Raw genomic sequence first — 19,117 nt, forward strand, 5'->3', positions numbered from 1 at the left:
TTGAGTGGGGTAGAAGAATCACTTTTTGAACTCGCTGAACAATTTAGCCAACTCCAGCAACAGTTCCAGAATCGTCCTGAACTCCAAGAAATCGACCAATCTCAACGTGCGATCGCTCACTTGAGTGAACAACTGGATACTCTGAGCATCCGTTTGGATCACTTACCCACTGTTCCAGAGGTAGACTTAAGTGCGACAGCACAAACCCTTGCTGAGATTACCGGTCAAATTGAAACTTTAAGCGAACGGGTGAATACCCTATCCACTCCCACAGAAACGGATTTGAGTGGGGTAGAAGAATCACTTTTTGAACTCGCTGAACAATTTAGCCAACTCCAGCAACAGTTCCAGAATCGTCCGGAACTCCAAGAAATCGACCAATCTCAAACCGTTATTGCTCGTCTGAGTAAACAACTCGAAACCCTCAGCACTCGCTTGGATCACTTACCCACTGTACCAGAGGTAGACTTAAGCGCGACAGAACAAACCATTGCTGAGATTACCGGTCAAATTGACACCTTAACCGAACGGGTGAATACTTTATCCACCCCGACTCAAACCGATCTAAGCGGAGTCGAAGCCGCACTTTCGGAACTCGCTGAAGAATTTAGCCAACTCCAGCAACAGTTCCAGAATCGTCCGGAACTCCAGGATATGGAGCAATCGCAAATCGTAATTGCTCAACTAGCTGAACAACTGGAGACGCTGAGTAGTCAGCTTAACGAAATTTCAGCAGCGCCAGAAGTAAACTTGATGGAGATCGGATCAGCGATTATTGATGTTCACAATCGCCTCGATGAGCTAACGGCGCGTTTCGAGCAACTTTCGGGGATACCCGACATTGAACCCAATCCGGTAGCACCCACCCTCTTCGATTTAGTAGAAGAGGAGATCGTTTCACCGCCACCCCCCATACCTACAATTCCTGCTGTAGAACAAATTGAGCAACTTCCAGAAAATGAAGCGATCGCACCGCTTACGGATAAGCTTAAATCCCTGAACCAACAGTTTCACAATCAGCCAGCCACCCAAGCTGTTGAGGGATTAAAGATGATGCTGATCCAGTTAACGGATCAGATCAATATCACGACATCTCGTTTAGGTAGTTTGCCAACGACACCAGAGATTGATCTGAGTCAGTTAGAAACAACGATTACAGAGGTTCATGTTCAACTCGACGCCTTCAGTCAACAGCTCAATGATCGACCAGAAGTCCAAGCCATTGAGCAATTACAAGAGGCGGTCAATCAGCTTGGCGAGCAGATTTATACTACCTTGGTGCAGTTAAATGAGAAATCAATGTCTGCTAAGGAAAAAGACGACGCTCTCAAAGACATCGATTTTCAGTTGGATGCGATGGAGTTGTGTCTAGAGAATTTACCAATGCTGGCTGAGTTAGAGGTCAGTGGGGTTGAAGCCGCGATCGCCGCGATCGAGGAACAGCTTGACAATTTAACTCAAACCATCGCCGAGAATCAAGCTGCACTCTTTGAAGTTGATCTCAGCGGTGGAGAGGAGGCGATCGAAGATATTAATCGTCAGATTGAGGCGCTCAATCAAAAAATCAGTTCCCAATTGGATAAAGCAACGATTAAACAAGTAGAAGACGCGATCGTTCAGCTCAAAAAACAGCTTGAGGCGGTAACGTTTAAGCTAGAAACTTTGCCCGTGGCTGCGGATGATATTGGCTTTGGTGGAGAAGAACCAGACATCTCTGATTTACAGTGGTGATTGTTGATTGTTGATTGTTGATTGTTGATTGGTAATACCAAATCCGAGTTAGTCACCCCATTTATAATCTAGTCCGCGCAGGCGGACTTTGTTTGTGTAGCCGTGACTTCTAGTCGCCCAGGCAAAAAGGGGGTTTCAAAGGCGGATTTGGTATAATTGGCGATTGGTAATTGGCGATTGGTAATTGGGCGAAGCATTCGCGTTTAGATTTGAATAGAAAACCGATAGATCTGGGCGCGAATGCTTCGCCCCTACACTGTCACCACCTGGGTAATAAATGTCTCCACTAATGGGACTTGGAACCGATAACAATCTCCCACCTTTTCCAAGATTTCTTTGCGGATGAGGCGGCGGATGGTAGATTTAGGGCTGGGATGAGGGGTTTGTTCAGTTATTAGATGTTCCAGGACTTCTTGTTCTGAGTCACTTAAACTTTTCCATAATTCTCGAAAGTACATCCCGCCTGTTTCTATGGCGATGGGAATACAAATTTGGACATCATCGGGGGTAGCCAGTCGCCGTTTCTCCCGATTCAGGTGATCGACGATAACGGTACAAAGGAGTTGAACCAGATAAGGTTGACAGCGCGTGGCTTGGATAATCTGGCTCACAGTAAGGGGTTCATAGATTTTAGGAAAATCTGCGATCGGTTTTACAATTAATTCCTCGGCTTCGGGTTTTTGCAGATAGGAAACACGCAGGGAACGAGTATTAATTAAATAATCACTCCAGTAGGGTGAGGATAGTTGCTGGATTCCATTTCATGACTCACACGATTCAGGATTGGTAAACAAGTTTCACCCTGTCTGTTCATCCGTAATTCTATAATAATATTCATCTGAATTGCGCGAATACGGTTTGAGGTTACGGGATGCAATCGCACTTCATTCTATGACTTATTATTTATATCTAGTCTTTATCCTAATCTATCCCGATTTCTTGTCTAATGGCTTGAGACTCCTCAAAGAATTCTCTGGCTTTCTGTTCTTGTCCCAGAGCGCGGTAAGTTAATCCTAAATTGTAGAGGGTGAGCGCTTCGCTGCTTCTATCACCGATTCCCTGAAAAATCGATAAAGCCTGCTGACACAATTCAATCGCTTTCTCGTATTGAGAGAGTTCCCTGTAAGCATTTCCTAAATTTCCGAGAGAATCAGCGACACCTTTTCTATCACCGATTTCCTGAAAAATCGGCAAAGCCTGCTGATACAATTCAATCGCTTTCTCGTATTGGGAGAGATTATTATAAGCTATTCCTAAATTCATGAGGGAACCAGCTTCACTTCGTCTATCGCCTATTTCCTGAAAAATCGATAAAGCCTGCTGATACAATTCAATTGCTTTATCGTATTGGGAGAGAACATCGTAAACCACTCCTAAATTTATGAGGGTATACACTTCTCCTTTTATATCGCCTATTTCCCGAAAAATCCATAAAGCCTGCTGATACAATTCAATCGTTTTCTCGTATTGGGATATATTTCTGTAAGTTACTCCCAAATTCATGAGAGAATACGCTTCACCTAGTTTATCGCCTATTTCCTGAAAAATCGGCAAAGCCTGCTGATACAATTCAATCGCTTTCTGATATTGGGATAGACGAGTGTAAGCATTTCCTAAATTTCCGAGAGAATACGCTTCACCTAGTTTATCGCCTATTTCTTGATAAATCGATAAAGACTTTTGCCAAGACTCAATCGCTTCCCGAAATTGACTCCTTTCTAATTGCTGAATTCCCTGCTGGTATAGTCGATCGGCTTCTGCTTTTGAGGTATCCTGGGTTTGGGCGAATACGGGTGAGACAGCCAAGGAATTGGGGAGTTCAGTTAACGTAACAGTTAATCCGAGAAGGGTGAAAACTGTTAGCGTGAGTTGGGGAAATAAGCGAATTCGAGTCATAGTAACGGATAGTACTTCTGTAAATTATTTAATATCTCGCTTGCTTAGCATTCAGCCTTTGTTTATTAAGTCTGACAGTTAAGGGTTATTTTATGCCAAAGAGGAATGCGAGGAAAGAAAACTTAAAATGAGACTTTTGTCAAGTACAATTTATACCAAATTAGATGAGCTTACCCTGGTCCGTGTAGGTGGACGAAAGGTAAGTGTAACAGCGATTTTAATCGCCGTAGCAAAAGGGGATAACTTAGTGCCTACTATAAACAATTTAAAAACAGGACAAAATATGAACCCGTTTTAACGGGTTTTAGCTTTTAGCCCGTAGACGCGGAGCGGCTTCTCTTCGAGTACTTTAGTTCAGGGCTTTTATCCCCCAACTGCATCTTTTACGCGCTGTAATAACTCCTCAAACGGCAACACCTTCAATACAACTAAAATCGCCACAACTAAAATAACCATCCCGGCAATCAAATTACTGGTATCATCCAACTTATCCCCCACAAATCGCGCCATCTGCCCCAATTTCATCGGCAACCACAACAACAAACGCACCGGACGCTTTAACCGCCGCATTGTCACCCCTGAATGAGGAACCCGTTGGGCTTCCTGTTCAAACTTTTGCCTTGCCCATTCATCAGGACGACTGTGTTGCTGCGCCTCCCATAACCAACATCCTGCCAATTGTAATAAAAATGGATGTCGTCCGCCCCAAGCCAATGCCAGTTTCTGTCGTTCTGGACTCAACGCCTCCGTCGCCCCCTGTATTTTATTTTCCGGTAAGCGCATCAAATCCGTTGCTTCGGTTTCCGTAATTCCGCCCACTGGCAAAACCTGACCCACATTAAAAAACGATGAGAGGAATCGATACTTTCGTTTATAAACATCCAATTTTTTATAGGACGCAATCACTAACATTAAGGCATTACGATCCATCAACGATCGCAAATTATCATAAAAATCATCTGTAAACTCGTCAGGTTTCGCTAAAAGTTCCTCAAACTTATCCAAACACAACACAGGCAAAACATTCTCCGCTTGCCAAGCTTCAATTGCCGCTGAAAAGCGCTGCCGATCTAGATTCCCCGCTTGTAACGGTGCAACTAATGCCGGATTTCCTTGTACTACAGGGCGATTGAGTAACGCTTGGGCAACTGCCTGATAAAAAATGGTTTCTTGCCGACATTGTGCTGCTTGCAATGATAAGTAAATTACTACATAATGCCCAGGATTTTTGCCAGCACCCTGAACTCGTTGTTCGCAGGTCTGAAAAAAGTGATAGAGTAAAGACGATTTGCCAATCCTATGTTCTCCAACCACATTAATACTCGTTGGTTGAGCATTAACCAGACGCGACGTAATAATATCCAATTCTTCTCGCCGCCCGACAAAGAATTGGGGGTCAGTAATCATTGACCCCGCACAAAACGGGCAAGATTGCTGGGATGAGTTCATAGGTGATTTTAGATGGGTATACCTAAATTACTCAAAGGGAACAGGAAACAAGGAATACCTAATTTATACCAAATCCGGGTTGATTACCCCCTCTATAATCCAGTCCGCGCAGGCGGACTTTGTTTGTGTAGCCGTGACTTCCTCCTCGCCCAGGCAAAAAGCTAGCAAAAAGGGAGTAACGACAGTTATTGTGTGGTTATCGGGGCGGGTTTAGTCACATCCCTTGTACAACCGAAAAGATAGCGGTGAAACCCGCCCCTACACACGCGCCAGGTTTACTCGAAGGAAGGTCACGCGCCATGTCCGACTAGCGAAGCGGAGGATCAATGTCGTGAAACGTCAGATTTGCCTGAGTATCTTAAAGGAAGAAACAGAAAACTTCACTCTAGTTGAAAAGGTTCTAATAAATGAATTCCATCCAGAACTCGCACTAGCCAAGCATTAAATTGTACAATATTCTTGACCCCTAGCCAGTAAACGACAAACCCCGCTCTAACTAACTCATAACTGAGTTTATCTACTTGGTAGTGGGGGGCTTCACCGTAGAGAATAAATCCGGGCTGAACACCCCAGATCAGGGCTAGAGTTTTGGCTTGGTCAAAATCTAGGGCTTCGTAGTGACTCGGTAATAGAATATGTTTGCCGTTTAAGAGCAAACCCACTCGACCATCGTACTGCACACGAATCCATTGGTCTTTTGGAGGAATCCACTGAAAAAATTCCTCAATAGCCCACTCGTCTAGAAGGGTAGAGTTTGTGTAAGACATTGGACTAGATGTATCGCTTTGTAGCTTAGATCACTATTGTATTGCGGTCATCCGAAAAATGTATTACACCTTGACAATCGGTAACACAGGTAACAGCCAAAAAAGAAGTTTTATGGCTAATGCCTAATCGCCTCAGTAAAATGTCACTGGCTTAAGCTGGGTTCGTAGTAGGCACAAAGCGTGCCAGAAGCGCTTTAGCACTTGCTACAAACCTAGGTAAGAGTACTTATGACATTACCTCACCGCATCCTAATCGGTTAACTCTCTAAGTGTCAACTTTGATCGCCCCCCTGTCGCCAGCTAACTGGAGAATAGCCAAAGCCGCGCGATCGCACACGCCTACGTCCCCCAATAGCTCACGCATTTGTTGATAATTTGTCAGGGTTTGTTGACGTTTTTGGAGATCAAACAAAAGTTCCATAGCTTCTCGAACCAGATTTGCTGGGGTAGCATCCTCTTGCAATAACTCTGGCACAATTGAACGCATCACCACTAAGTTCGGGGGTGACATGAAAGGAATGGAAAACTTGAGGAAAGTACGGGCAATCCAGGAGGTCAACGGACTCACACGATAAAATACAACCTGGGGAACATTCAGAAGCGCCAGTTCCAAATTCACTGTACCTGATTTGGTAATCGCTAAATCGGCTGCTGCTAATACCTCGTGAGTTTGCTCACTCACCAAGGTAGCCTGAAGCCCATAGTCTTGTATCGCGGCTTCAATCGGTTTTCGATAGGCTTCTAGAGATAAGGGAATCCAAAAGATTGGGGATTTGTCATTCGTCCTTTGCCCTCCTGCTCCCTCTGCTCCCCCAGCTCCCTCTGCTCCCCCAGCTCCCTCTGCTCCCCCAGCTCCCCCCAATAACTTCCCTTGAAGCTGCTGGGCGGCTGAAAAGATAATGGGCATCATGTATTTGATTTCTTGATGTCTGGAGGCGGGTAAAAGCGCGATCGCAGTTTGGTTGGGTTGAATACCAAGAGCCGCTCTAGCTTGCTCACGATTGGGATAAGATTGGATGCGATCGACCAAGGGATGACCCACCCAATGGACAGATGCGCCTTTTTTTTCAAAATAACGGGCTTCTTCGGGAAATACCGCCAAGAGTTTGTCGGTCATTTCCACAATTGTGGCTGTATTACGGGGAGAGAGTGACCAAACCCATTCTTGGGGGGCGATGTAATACACCACAGGAACTTGGGGAAGCTGACGCTGAATAAATTTGCCAATACCGAGATTGGGTCCCATATAGTCAATCAGGACTACCAAATCTGGAGGATTATTCTGAAGGTATTGTTTGGCGCGACGCTGGATGGTTAAGGTTGGCAGAAAAAATGGCAGCGATTCTAATAGTCCGACTGAGCCAATCCCTGTAGTATTTCCTAATAATGTGGCACCAGAAAGCGCCATTTTGTCGCCCCCTAGTGCCACAATATTTAAGTCCAATCCTTGGTGAGTTGCCTGACGTTTCAGGGCGTCAATTAACATTGCTCCTTGCAAATCACCAGAGACCTCACCCGTACTGATAAAAATTGTTTTTTTAGTCATTCGTCATTCGTCATTTGTCATTTGTTATACCAAATCTCAGTTAGCCATCCCCGTAATAACCTAGTCCTTGTCAAGCGGACTTTGTTTGTGTAGCAGCGATTTTAATCGCCATGGCTTCTTGGACGGGGTATAGTAAAACCCGCCCCTACACACGCACTCCTCGAAGGTCATGAAGCGTCAAAACTCTCCCCTGTCTTGACTATGATTAAAACGACGACCCGCAATGGAACCACGCCGTCCAGCTAATTGCGATCGCTCTAAGAATAGGCGTAGGTGCTGTACCTGTTCATGGTCAGATATTAGATTGAGTTGTTCTAGGGCTTGATTGAAGGTGTAATCGGAACGGTAGAGCATCCGGAATGCCTTTTTTAAGTCTTCTAGGGACTCGGCGCTGATTCCTGCTCTTTTGAGACCAACTAGATTGAGCGATCGCACTCGTGCGGGGTTGCCTTCTACTAACATATAAGGGGGTACATCCCGGTCAATGCGGCTCATTCCTCCTACCATTGCCAGACGACCAATGTGGACGAATTGATGAATGCCTAAAACGCCACCAATGGTTGCTTTTGATTCAATATGAACATGTCCGGCTAAAGCAACGCCATTGGCGATAACCACTGAGTTTTCCAACACGCAATTGTGGGCGACGTGAACATAAGCCATTAACAGGTTACTATCCCCAATAACCGTAGCTTCTCCCGCACCCGTTGCTCGATTAATGGTGACATATTCCCGAATCCGATTATCATCACCAATCCTGACCCAGCTTGGTGCGCCATCATATTTTAGGTCTTGTGGCTCCAAGCCAATAGCTGCTCCGGGAAAGATTTGGTTTCTCGCGCCAATTTCCGTCGGTCCTTCTAGAACCGCATGAGCCCCAATCTTCGTTTGTGAACCCACTTTTACATTATCACCAATGACCGCATAAGCACCAATCTGAACTGTCGGATGCAGTTGGGCGCCAGGGTGGATTACAGCAGTAGGATGAATCAGTGTTGTTGCCATATAGCGATCCTATTTAAGTCGTGAACATGCTAGTTAGTCAAAGGAACTCGGAACAGGGGACATGGGACAGAAAATTTCCCAACTTATCTATAAGCTGTGAAGTTAATATAATCAAAATCGCTCCTAGAACTTCTCAAAAACTGTAACACCAGTCACCCCACAGACTAATAAAGCACGTCTGGAAGAAGACTTTTTGTCACCGCGTCTTGTTGTCATTTTGAGAGTGGGAATTATCCCTAGCGATCGCAGACTAAATTTCAGGTGTGATCATCTATGCTGACGCCCGTATTTTACAGTGCGGCAGGAGTAAGAACTCCAGGAGCGCTAACCCGAATTTGGGATAGCGCAGGTGCAATTTATTCGACCAGAGAAAACATCAATTCCCCTTCGGCAACTCGCTGATCGTCAACGACTGCACGAGCTTGCATCTTTCCAAAACGACGGCGCTTGACTGACACGAGTTCCGTTGTCATCACCAGTTGATCACCAGGTACGACAGGACGACGAAAACGAACCTTGTTAATGCCGGCAAAAACAAACAAGGCGTCATCCATATCAGCCATTTGTTTTAAAACAATGCCACCAACTTGAGCCATGGCTTCAACAATCATTACCCCTGGCATCATTGGGCGTCCCGGAAAATGTCCTTGGAAATAGGGTTCATTAAAGGTGACATTCTTGATGCCAACAGCTAGCTTTCCCGGAACATATTCAATAATGCGGTCAACTAAAGCAAACGGATAACGATGGGGCAGGATTTTATGAATGTCTTCAACCGTGAAAATTGTTTTGGTTGATGACTCAGACTGGGCTGGGTTGGCATTTTCAGTGGAATCATCGTGAGTGTTAACGTCAATCAAGGTAGACATGAGTAAATTAGGATAAAAATGAGTATCAGTGAGCGGCGGATGAGCAGTGACCCGTTGAGTGAATCTGTAAACTCATTAGAACTCCTCCGTTGTGGGAAACCCCGTGTCCCTTCGCTTCGCTTATCGGGCAAGCTTCAGACCGGGGAGGAACGCGCGGTAGCGGTTTAAGAAGCATACCCCTTTCGGGGTGGAGGGGTATGGTTGCCCCTCCTGTGAGGTATGGTTGCCTCAATCTCCTTTCGGGTAAAGTTAGCTTCGCCAATGTTATCGGTCGGTAACTATCCAAAAAGCACTGTTTCAGTGACCTTAAAACTGTTTAACTTTTCGGTTCTAGAGCAGTAGACTAGCTACGTATCTACGCACCATCTCTTGAACACTTGCCGATAACGTAGTCAGTTAAGACTTAAGCTGGTCAGAATGGCTTGTTAGACTTCTCTTTCAAGCCTCATGCCTTTAGGCTGAGGTTCCTGACCCATAGTTTAAGCGGATTTAATAGTGGTCTCTTACTTTCGCGTCCGCTGCACGAGGAACTTGGATGAGCTAGCGTTCAGTTAGCCCGTCGTGATCAATTGCCGATAACGGCTGAGGATTGATGACTGACATTCCAAGCGCCGATTTGTCGAGCCAGTAATCTCGCCAATTGAATATGCAGATTGTGACTGGCTTTGTAGGCGAGGAAGTGAGCGACAGGAAATTTCCCCAATAAACTCAAATCCCCTACTAAATCTAAAAGTTTATGACGCACTGGCTCATTTGAAAATCGCAAGGGCGGATTCAACCATCCGTGATCGTCGCAAACTAAGGCATTCTCCAAGCTACCGCCTTTAATTAAACCGCGATCGCGTAGCTGGTCAACTTGGTTGGCTAAACCAAAGGTTCGCGCCGGTGCGATCGCCTCCGCAAAATCCTCTTGTTCCGGTGTCCAGCTATACCATTGATTGCCAATGGCTGGGTTATCAAAATCAATCCCGTAGGTAAATCGGGTGATCGGTGCGGGTAAGGCGGCGACAAAGGCATCGTCTCGACAAACCCAGATGGGTTCCCCAACAAACATCGGGGAAGCTAGAGGAGATAGATGAGACGAGTTTTGGGGACATTCACTCTCCACAATACCTACCTCCTGAATCGCTTTCACCCAAGCCAGCGCCGAACCATCCAACAGGGGAACTTCTGATCCATCAATTTCAATACAAGCATTGTCCACTCCACTCCCTGCGAGGGCGGCGAGTAGGTGTTCTACTGTCCCTACTGTGACATCTGAGTCGGAGGAATTGATAAAATTCTCACAATTTTCAGCCTTCAATTGGGTAGAAAGCATTGTGCCAGAGACAGCCTCCACTCGCGCTGGAATCACAGGCTTCCCTGGCAGGTCAACTCGAACAAAATATCGTCCCGTCCCGGCTACAGCAGGCAAGATGCGAACAGTGGTGGTGATCCCACTGTGCAATCCAATACCTGATCGTTCAAAATTAGCACCCAAGGTGTAGTTTGTCATTTGTCATTCGTCATTCGTCATTCGTCATGGGGGAACTGTTGTTTGGAAAAGTGAGACAGTTTTGTGTAGGGGCGGGTTTTACTACTATCGTTTCTTATCTCACCCAGATGTAACTAAACCCGCCCCGACTGAGAGAGTAAAAACTGGTGCATTAAAAGCGTTCTCCAATACCGAAGTGGAGACGGCTTTCTCCGTCATCATTAAACCCATAATCCACACGAATCGGACCAAGGGGGGATTGGACTCGGATACCTACTCCATAGCCAAAGCCGGTGCCAGGTTTATCGCGAACGATCGCAGGTTCACCAGGTACATCATCACCTGTACCTAAATCGCTGGCAAAGTCAGCAAATAAAGCACCGCCGACTACAGAGATAATCGGAAAACGGTATTCTGCGGTTGCTTGAATAAAGCTGCGACCTGAACCCACTTCTCCCTCATCGTAACCGCGTACTGAGTTACTACCACCCAGAGAAAAGGCTTCGTAGGGAGGTAAGTCTCCGAGCGCGGTTCCAGCTTGTAAATTAAAGGCGAGGGCTTCGGCGCCTTCGGTGAAATTGGTAAATTCTACGGGTAAATAGTAACTGTAGCTTCCGCGCAGGCGACTGAGCAAGATATTCCCTTGACCGATGGGAATCGTCTGTTCGACTCCGAATCTGAGTAGAGAGCCACTTGTTGGTCGCAGAGGATTATTGCGGCGATCGCGCACAGCACCCAGTTGTAGGGTCAACAGGTCGTCTTTACCCTCTCCACTGAAGCTTAAATCATTACCCAATTCATCCTCTGGACTCAAGTCACCATCAGAGTCTCGAATCGACACGTTTTGATATTCAAATCCAGCTGATGCTGTCCATTCAGAGCGCCGATAGAGGTCACGGGATAATGGACGAGTAAAGTTGATTCCACCCCCAGTACGAACCACACGGGGACGGTCACCATTTTCCAGTTCGACCTCAGGATCACCGCCGTCGAAAATCAGAGAAATCGAGCGGCGTCGGAAGGCATTCACAGTATAGGATGTGCGGAAGGAATCGCCAGCAATCCAAGGGTCTGTAAAACGAAGGTCAAACAGTAGGGCGCGTTCTCCCACCTGGAATTCTGCTCCGAGGGTTTGATTATTACCACCGAGGTTTTGCTGCTGATAGCTAACCGTACCAAATAAGCCACTGGCAGAGCTGACTCCCGCCCCAGCCGCCAGGGAGCCTGTATTTCTCTCAATCACATCCACCACAACCACCACTCGCCGGGGGTCAGTTCCCGGAGCAAAGGAAAGGCGCACGTCGTCAAATAGTCCAAGACCAAACACTCGTCGCAAATCCCGTTCAGCAATTTCGCGGTTAAACACATCACCCTCATTGAGTTGCATCTCGCGGGTGATGATAAAGGGACGGGTGCGTCCACCAATAGGTTCGTCCCCTTCCGTGAGTAAGCGAATTTGTTGACCCTCCTCATCCAGTATCGGTTCTCCCTCTTCATCGAGATAGCGGACTGCAATCTCTTCAATCACGCCTTCTGCCACAGTCAAGGTGACAATGCCATCATCGTTGATATCTGAGGCATCAACGACTTGAGCTAGGTCATACCCCTGTTCTTCATACCATTCGTTTAACCTTTGAACGCCTTGTTGTAGGTCATTCAGGTTAAGAATCTCACCATATTGCTCTTGAAAGATAGTATCAACCACCTCCTGAGGCAAAACCCGCGCCCCGGCTTCTATGGGAACAGTATTCACCGCAACCTGACGCAGTACAGGGTTAGGTTCAACGACAAAGGTAATCCGCACGCCCAAGGGGGTATCTTCGGGTATAACGTCCACACTTCTGAACAAACCTGTAGCAAAGACAGCATTCACATCTTGCTGTAACTGAGAGCGAGTTGTTGCTAATCCGGGTCGGGTGCTAATCGCTCGAAAAATCTCGTTTTCTAGTTGTTCTTGCGGTCCGGTGTAATCCTGGAAGTTAATTAAGACTTCTGATACGAGAACTCGTGGTTCTGGCTGATTGGCGGGCGGCGTTGGTGAGTTAGTTGGGGGGACTTGAACTTGGACAGTTAAGGGAGGTGTAGGAGTTACCGTTGGTGCTGCTGTGGCATGGACGGCTTGATGATTTAAAGTGGGGGGTTGAATGGGTGTTAATTGTGTCGAACTTACCTCAATTGGATGAATAGCTGGGTTCTCTAGAATCGGCTTAGAGTTCGATTCTGCCTCACTTCTAGGATGGTCTTTTGCGGTATGGCTCGTTTCTGTGAGAGTTTCGTCGCTAATTTGAGCCAACCGAGGATGAGAATCCTGCTGCACCTTACCATGATTTGGGGGTTTAACCGAGGTTAATCGGGTTGAATTTACCTGAATCGAATGAATCGCTGGATTTTTATGAATGGGCTGGGAAATAGATTCTGTCTCACTTCCAGGACTCTCTTTTACCCCATCGGTTGTTTCTATCACCGTTTGAGCCGTTGTTGTTTCCGGGTGTTCTAGCGTCCCCGTTTTCTCATGTTCTCTTAACTCATCCCGTTGACTGCGGTCAAATACCAGGATGGGTGGGTCAGTCGTTTGCCCATGGCTAGGGGAGTTCGATAAACCGATGCTAGTTGTTACAGCGAGAATTGCTGTTAATAAAGGAGATAAGCGCATGATCCTCAGATTTTTTGACACGTCCACACACCACGTTGATTGCAAGAATTGCGATCAGCTGTTATCTGTTGTCCACTGCTTGTTAATGAGTTAAGCGATTGGCTGCTTAACCAGCTTGGTTAAGTTGATCGAGTAGCCTTAAACCTAAGCAGTCATCACTGAACCGATACAGGAAAAAATACCAGGATTTTTATCACCTCGCTTACTCTTGAGCAATTAAGTCTCCCAAGCCCAGCGCAGCTTCCTATACCCATCGGTTAACAAGCGTCAGAAAAACGCAGACACCCTAAACCTTACAGCCTTTTGCTCTGTGCCTTCTGTCTGCTGCCTTCTTGGGCTAGCACTCGCTCTAGAACTTGCTGATAGGCTTGTTCTACCTGTCCTAGATCCCGACGAAAGCGATCTTTGTCCATGACTCGCTGTTCTGGATCGGTTTCTCCTTGGTTCCACAAACGACAGGTATCGGGGCTAATTTCATCGGCTAAGAGCAACTGTTGGTTGGTATCAATGCCGAATTCTAGCTTAAAGTCCACCAGGGTAATACCGCAGCGTTGGAAAAAGGCAATGAGACTCTGGTTGACTTGCAGTGCTAGTTGTTCTAGCTGGTTGAGTTGGTCGGGGGTTGCTAGTTCTAGGAGTAATAAGCGATCGCGCGTTAGCAAGGGATCTCCTAATTCGTCCTTCTTATAGTAAAATTCCACGAGGGGCTTGGGTAGGACTTTGCCCAGGGGTAATCCAGTTTGTTGACACAGACTCCCTGCTGCAATGTTCCTCACCACCACTTCCACGGGCAAAATTGTCACTCGTTTGACCCGCATCTGGTTGGGGGTGGGACAGTCGATGAAATGGGTACAAATGCCAACAGATTCCAGAAACTCAAACAAGTGCGCCGCGATCGCGCAATTCATTTCGCCTTTGCCCACAATTTGACCTCGCTTTTGGGCATTAAAGGCGGTAGCATCATCTTTGTAGATGGTTAGGAGAATCTCTGGGTCTTCAGTTGGATAAAGGATTTTGGCTTTGCCTTCGTATAGTTTTTGAGGTTGAGACATAATCAGGGTTTACTCCATAGAATCCTCAACTATAATCTTTGATGGAGTTGAGGAGCGTTCAATCAGGATAGTACATAACCAGGAAGGCTCTCTCGTACTTAGGGTGATCAGGAAAAGTTATCGTAAAAAGCGACGGTGAAGACTCCCACGCTCTATAGCTGGGAGATGAAACCGAGCGGATCGTCCAGAGGCAAATTCATTTTGCCAGTCAAGTATTCCGGATAACATTTACGGAATAAGTGTATACAATAGGGACAATTGCAGGAGGTCGAGCAAGTGTTTACCCTAGTTTATGAGTTTAAGTTAAAACCAACTAGCGCCCAAATAGCCACCTTTGAAGAGTGGTTAGAGCAGTGTAGGAGAGTCTACAATTATGCCCTTTGTGAACGCAAGAATTGGGTTAACAGTCGTAAATGTCCGGTGAACGCTTGCTCGATTAAAGGTGAGTATGTCATACCAGCAGACAGAAAAGCACCTAATTACAATTCTCAAGCAGTAGCACTCACCCAAGCGAAAAAGAATATCCCTGAACTTAAGCAGGTACACTCACAAGTGCTACAACAAACCCTCAAGCGGTTACAACTAGCATTTGAGGGAATGTGGAAAAATGGGAGAGGATTTCCACGCTACAGGAAAGCTGGACAGATGCGCTCATTCCTATTCCCGTCAATGGGAAAAGAATCCATTCAAGGGAAGTAAGGCAAGCTGAAATCGCTGCAAAAAAAAGTGTCTAAAAAGCGCCTAGGGTCAAACAATCGCGCAAAAACACAAGCCAAAGTAAGCCGACTGCATGAGCGGATAGCAAACACCCGTAAAAACTATCATTGGGAGTTAGCCCATAACCTTTGTGACTGGGCTGACATGATTTTTGCCGAACAGTTAAATCTCAAAGGATTAGCCCGTGGAATGTTGGCTAAAAGCTGTTTAGATGCGGGTTGGGGTCAGTTTTTAGATATTCTCTCCCAATGTTGTTTTAAGCGTGGGGTATACTTCCAAAAAGTACCTGCCGCAGGCACAAGTCAAACCTGTCCCAAGTGCTTAAAGGAGACAGGCAAAAAGAAACTGTCTAAGCGAGTACACAAGTGTCAGCATTGCGGGTATACCTGTGATCGGGATGTCGCAGCCGCTCGCATTATAGAAATTAGAGGACTGGAAGCCGTGGGACGCACGGTGGTAAAGCTTTCCGAGGGTAAAGCCAACATCCCGGAAGATGTAAAACTCCGGCTCCCTGTGACGAAAGAATCTCTCGCGCTCTATAGCCGAGAGAGCGTCAAAGTTACTCAGATTAATATCAATGGTGCGGACTTGAAGGTTGGTGACCTCCATTAAGCGACCATCCCTAAAAGGTGGCGTGGTGAGGATGTCAAAGAATCTAATATCTAAAACAGAGACGTTCCAGCGGAACGTCTCTACAATTCCGCCCTAAATCCCCGCATGACCTAACGCTAAACCCGCAACCAGCATCCCCAGAACCAAAAACGGTTGAGCGCTGGCTTGATATTTCACATCATTTTCCAGGGGCGATCGCAGAAAATACATATCCTGAAATGTAATCTGAGGCACAATTAACAGCAACAGGATTGCCGCATAGAGATTTTGATGAATGCTAATTAAATACCCCGCAATCCCAGCTTGAAAGATATCAATCATCAGCACACAAATCCAAGCCGCCGTACCCACGCCAAACATAACCGGAATCGATTTCAGCCCCAATTGGCGATCGCCTTCCACACTCTTGAAGTCATTAACCACGGCAATTCCTAAACCTGCCAGACTATAAATCAGGGTAAGAATCACAATCGTCCAATTCAGATCCCCAAATAAAGCATGACCCGCCCACCAAGGAAGGGCAATATAACTCGCACCCAGGGCATAGTTTCCCAGCCAGCCATTCTTTTTCAATTTCAATGGCGGCGCTGAGTAAATATAAGCGAGAAACGCCCCAAAAAGCGTTAAACAGGTTAAAGTGGGAAACTCATGACCCACCCATCGATCCAACCCATACGCCACACCGATACCCGCCAGCAGCAGCACAACAATCTGAGTCACCACTTGAGGAACCGAAATTGCCCCAGAAGGAATCGGGCGGTAGGGTTCATTAATCGCATCCAATTCGCGATCATAAAAATCATTCAGGGTTTGGGTATACCCCGCCATCAACGGACCCGATAGTAACATACACGTCACCGCTCTCAGGATATCTTCCGGTGTCCAGGTATATCCACCGCCCGACGCTGCGCCACACACAACCCCCCAGATTAGAGGAATCCAGGTAATCGGTTTCATTAACTGGAGACGAATTTTCCAGATAGATTTTTCACCCGGAGCGGCACCTTTCATCCCTAGGAGTTGCCGGGTTTTAGCACTTCGATCTGTTGATTCGGTTGAGGGAGAGTTAGACATAGGAGTTTTGAGTGTTGAGTGTGTAGGGGCGGGTTTTACCAATAACGTTCCGGATCAAACCACTAACTTGACTAAACCCGCCCCGATTTGACCCGTCGCGATCCTCGATAGAACCTGGTGCGTGATTATGTAGGGGTGGGTTTTAGAGAATTTCGCTATTAATGATAACGTTACCTCAAAACCTACCCTGACCGATATGTAGGGGCGGGTTTCACTATTATCGAAATGGTGCGTTACGCTACCCTTTGGGAACGCTGCGCGAACGCCCTCCGCACCCTACCTTTGGGGGCTGGGCGAAGCATTCGTGGAGACATTTTATTCCTTTCGGATTAAGTTTTTGGCACGAATGCTTTGCCCCTACACAAATTATGACGAATGACAATCAACTTAGAACGAAATAATTAAATGTCGATCTTGGAACTTTGCCCCTTTCACAGATTGACCGCTCAGTTGGGGAGGAAGCCAAATATTACGCCGCTGATCGCCTGCTTCAATCGTTACCTCCGGGCCATATTGGGTGAGTTTCACCTGCTTTTTGTCAAAGCCCGGTAAAAACAAACTGACTTGACGATTTGCTACATCTATGCTAATGGATTTAGGCATTTGCACCGCTTGTTTAAAATCAGGCAGGGCATCAATTAACGGTTGCCAGTCAGCGCTTGTCGATAACTGGGGCAAGGCGCTAACCGTTAACGGGGCAAATTCAGCCGCTAAAGTTTCCGTTGCTGGAATTTGGTTCAGGAGGACACCACCCACGGTGAGATTGACCTGCTGGGCGCTACCCCAGAAATATTTGGCAGTCGCTAGAGCAGCAGTATCTCCCGTTGTCACTAAATAAGCCGCGACGCGGTTGGGGTCAGCCACAGCGTTTTTGCCCTGCTCCAACATTTGGTTAGTTTGCTGAGTCGGTTTTTGGGCAAAGTCGTCGGGTGTCCAGGTCACATTGAGAATAGCGCTGGTGACGGGCTGGATAAACGGGGAAATCGTTTTACCCAAATCCGACTCGGTAAAGATTTGGCGAAAGCGGCGAAAATACCAACTGAGAATTTCTGGCATGCCCAGCATTCTCAGAGTGGCTTGGTCGCCGCTGCCATCGTAGATAATCACATCATACTCACCACTGCCATCGTATTCACGAATCTCATTCAAGGCTAAAGCACTATCCATACCCGGTAAAATGCCCAGTTCTTGACCATAGACATTTTTCAGCGTTGGCGATCGCAAATACTGTGCTTCAAGCTTTTTCACCTCTTCCCAGCTACGTTCGAGGAGGAAGGTAGACTGAAGCTGAACCGCTTTCAGATTCGGTCCCACCTCCGTCGGATCAGCCCTAGGGAATGTTCCCAGTAAGAGTCCGAACGCTGGGGTAGGATCTTGCCCGATTAAAAGGACACGCTGACCGAGACTTGCAAATTTTTTAGCCGCCGCGATCGCAATTGTGGTGCGACCGGTGCCGCCTTTGCCTAAAAAGGTGAGAATAAAAGCCATGATTTTGTTGGACGCTGATGACTGAAGTCGCCAGTGACATACTCCTACACCAACTCATTACAGTATGGTGTAGGCTTCTCAGCGACTCCGGCTATTGCTTAGGACATTGACTGAGCTTTATTAACGATACGGGATGCCCCACCGCACCGGACAATACAAAGTTTTGTCACCCAATGTAGCTGCTGAATTTTACCCGGAAACAGATGCTTTCTACCTGTAGCCTGTTTCTAGACCCAACCCCATATACCAGGTTGTCTTGGTTCAAAATACAGGTAAGCAATTAGCTTTTAATTTATTTAACCTGTACCGTAGAAGGGTAGCAAATTGAAATTGCTTTGACAACTATGAAGCAAGTAACAACGCGAGTATCGGATCGGGAATATGAACATCTAGCCAAGTTTGGCAAAGTAACACAAACAACCCAATCTGATGTACTCCGAGAACTGATACGCAAGTTGTCAATCTCTGGGGCTCAATGCCCCAGAGATTGACCGCCTATCCCTCTCACGCCAATCTAAATACAGATATGGCGTGAGGCGTTAGGCGTCAAGCTAACTGACGGGTTTGAGTTCATCTTCAAAAAACCAGGTTGCCGTATTGTCGTCAAACTTGACGATCACACCGACGCCGCTGCCATCTGTCACTTTAAAATCTTTGATGATGCCAACTTTCCCTAGTTTGTTAATGATATCGCCAGACACTCGGTCTCTGAGACGACAGACTTGAACTTTTTGACCAATCTCCATTATTGCTTCTAGTAATTCTAATAGGATGAACCATTCCA

General features: G+C 46.6%; 14 protein-coding genes and 1 pseudogene. 2 read left to right on the top strand and 13 right to left on the bottom strand.

Annotation, left to right across the window (positions count from 1 at the left end):
* On the top strand, positions 1-1,731 hold a 1,731-nt coding region (locus ACLGGO_RS20145; protein WP_446420644.1), incomplete at its 5' end, for a hypothetical protein.
* A gap of 251 nt (positions 1,732-1,982) precedes the next feature.
* On the opposite strand, the gene ACLGGO_RS20150 is transcribed toward ACLGGO_RS20145, so the two are convergent.
* The 10 genes from ACLGGO_RS20150 to purC form a co-directional block, all read right to left on the bottom strand.
* Positions 1,983-2,342 carry a hypothetical protein gene (locus ACLGGO_RS20150; RefSeq protein ID WP_446420645.1) on the bottom strand — a complete coding sequence of 120 codons (360 nt, stop codon included), beginning with the start codon at positions 2,340-2,342 and terminating at the stop codon, positions 1,983-1,985.
* A gap of 310 nt (positions 2,343-2,652) precedes the next feature.
* Positions 2,653-3,627 (bottom strand): tetratricopeptide repeat protein, encoded by a 975-nt coding sequence (locus tag ACLGGO_RS20155; protein WP_446420646.1) that lies wholly within the window; start codon positions 3,625-3,627, stop codon positions 2,653-2,655.
* 363 nt (positions 3,628-3,990) lie between these two features.
* Complete coding sequence (locus tag ACLGGO_RS20160; RefSeq protein ID WP_446420647.1) at positions 3,991-5,076, bottom strand: nSTAND1 domain-containing NTPase; 1,086 nt, start codon at positions 5,074-5,076, stop codon at positions 3,991-3,993.
* Positions 5,077-5,456: 380 nt separating this feature from the next.
* Positions 5,457-5,843, bottom strand: a complete 387-nt coding sequence (locus ACLGGO_RS20165; protein WP_446338838.1) for a hypothetical protein — start codon at positions 5,841-5,843, stop codon at positions 5,457-5,459.
* A gap of 265 nt (positions 5,844-6,108) precedes the next feature.
* Positions 6,109-7,389: a lipid-A-disaccharide synthase gene (gene lpxB, locus ACLGGO_RS20170; protein ID WP_446420648.1), complete on the bottom strand. Its 1,281-nt coding sequence runs from the start codon at positions 7,387-7,389 to the stop codon at positions 6,109-6,111.
* 177 nt (positions 7,390-7,566) lie between these two features.
* Complete coding sequence (lpxA, locus tag ACLGGO_RS20175) at positions 7,567-8,394, bottom strand: acyl-ACP--UDP-N-acetylglucosamine O-acyltransferase (protein ID WP_446420649.1); 828 nt, start codon at positions 8,392-8,394, stop codon at positions 7,567-7,569.
* Between the two features lie 356 nt (positions 8,395-8,750).
* A complete protein-coding gene (gene fabZ / locus ACLGGO_RS20180) occupies positions 8,751-9,263 on the bottom strand; it encodes a 3-hydroxyacyl-ACP dehydratase FabZ (protein ID WP_446338841.1) in 513 nt (170 codons plus the stop codon).
* A gap of 565 nt (positions 9,264-9,828) precedes the next feature.
* Positions 9,829-10,758: a UDP-3-O-acyl-N-acetylglucosamine deacetylase gene (lpxC, locus tag ACLGGO_RS20185; RefSeq protein WP_446420650.1), complete on the bottom strand. Its 930-nt coding sequence runs from the start codon at positions 10,756-10,758 to the stop codon at positions 9,829-9,831.
* 151 nt (positions 10,759-10,909) lie between these two features.
* Positions 10,910-13,390: a BamA/TamA family outer membrane protein gene (locus ACLGGO_RS20190; RefSeq protein WP_446420651.1), complete on the bottom strand. Its 2,481-nt coding sequence runs from the start codon at positions 13,388-13,390 to the stop codon at positions 10,910-10,912.
* A gap of 293 nt (positions 13,391-13,683) precedes the next feature.
* Positions 13,684-14,442: a phosphoribosylaminoimidazolesuccinocarboxamide synthase gene (purC, locus tag ACLGGO_RS20195; protein WP_446420652.1), complete on the bottom strand. Its 759-nt coding sequence runs from the start codon at positions 14,440-14,442 to the stop codon at positions 13,684-13,686.
* A 276-nt stretch (positions 14,443-14,718) separates the two neighbouring features.
* Here purC and ACLGGO_RS20200 point away from each other — a divergent pair.
* Positions 14,719-15,771: pseudogene (locus ACLGGO_RS20200) on the top strand (RNA-guided endonuclease InsQ/TnpB family protein).
* 93 nt (positions 15,772-15,864) lie between these two features.
* Here ACLGGO_RS20200 and chlG read toward each other — a convergent pair.
* From chlG to petP, 3 genes are all read right to left on the bottom strand, one after another.
* Positions 15,865-16,845 carry a chlorophyll synthase ChlG gene (chlG, locus tag ACLGGO_RS20205; RefSeq protein ID WP_446420653.1) on the bottom strand — a complete coding sequence of 327 codons (981 nt, stop codon included), beginning with the start codon at positions 16,843-16,845 and terminating at the stop codon, positions 15,865-15,867.
* A 387-nt stretch (positions 16,846-17,232) separates the two neighbouring features.
* Positions 17,233-18,333 (bottom strand): Get3/ArsA fold putative tail anchor-mediating ATPase NosAFP, encoded by a 1,101-nt coding sequence (locus ACLGGO_RS20210; RefSeq protein WP_446420654.1) that lies wholly within the window; start codon positions 18,331-18,333, stop codon positions 17,233-17,235.
* Positions 18,334-18,884: 551 nt separating this feature from the next.
* The gene (gene petP, locus ACLGGO_RS20215; RefSeq protein ID WP_446334932.1) at positions 18,885-19,079 is read right to left on the bottom strand and encodes a cytochrome b6f subunit PetP; all 195 of its coding nucleotides are present in this window, start codon (positions 19,077-19,079) and stop codon (positions 18,885-18,887) included.
* Positions 19,080-19,117: the final 38 nt, after the last annotated feature.

It is taken from the genome of Coleofasciculus sp., from assembly GCF_046565525.1.
Taxonomy (GTDB): Bacteria; Cyanobacteriota; Cyanobacteriia; order Cyanobacteriales; family Coleofasciculaceae; genus Coleofasciculus.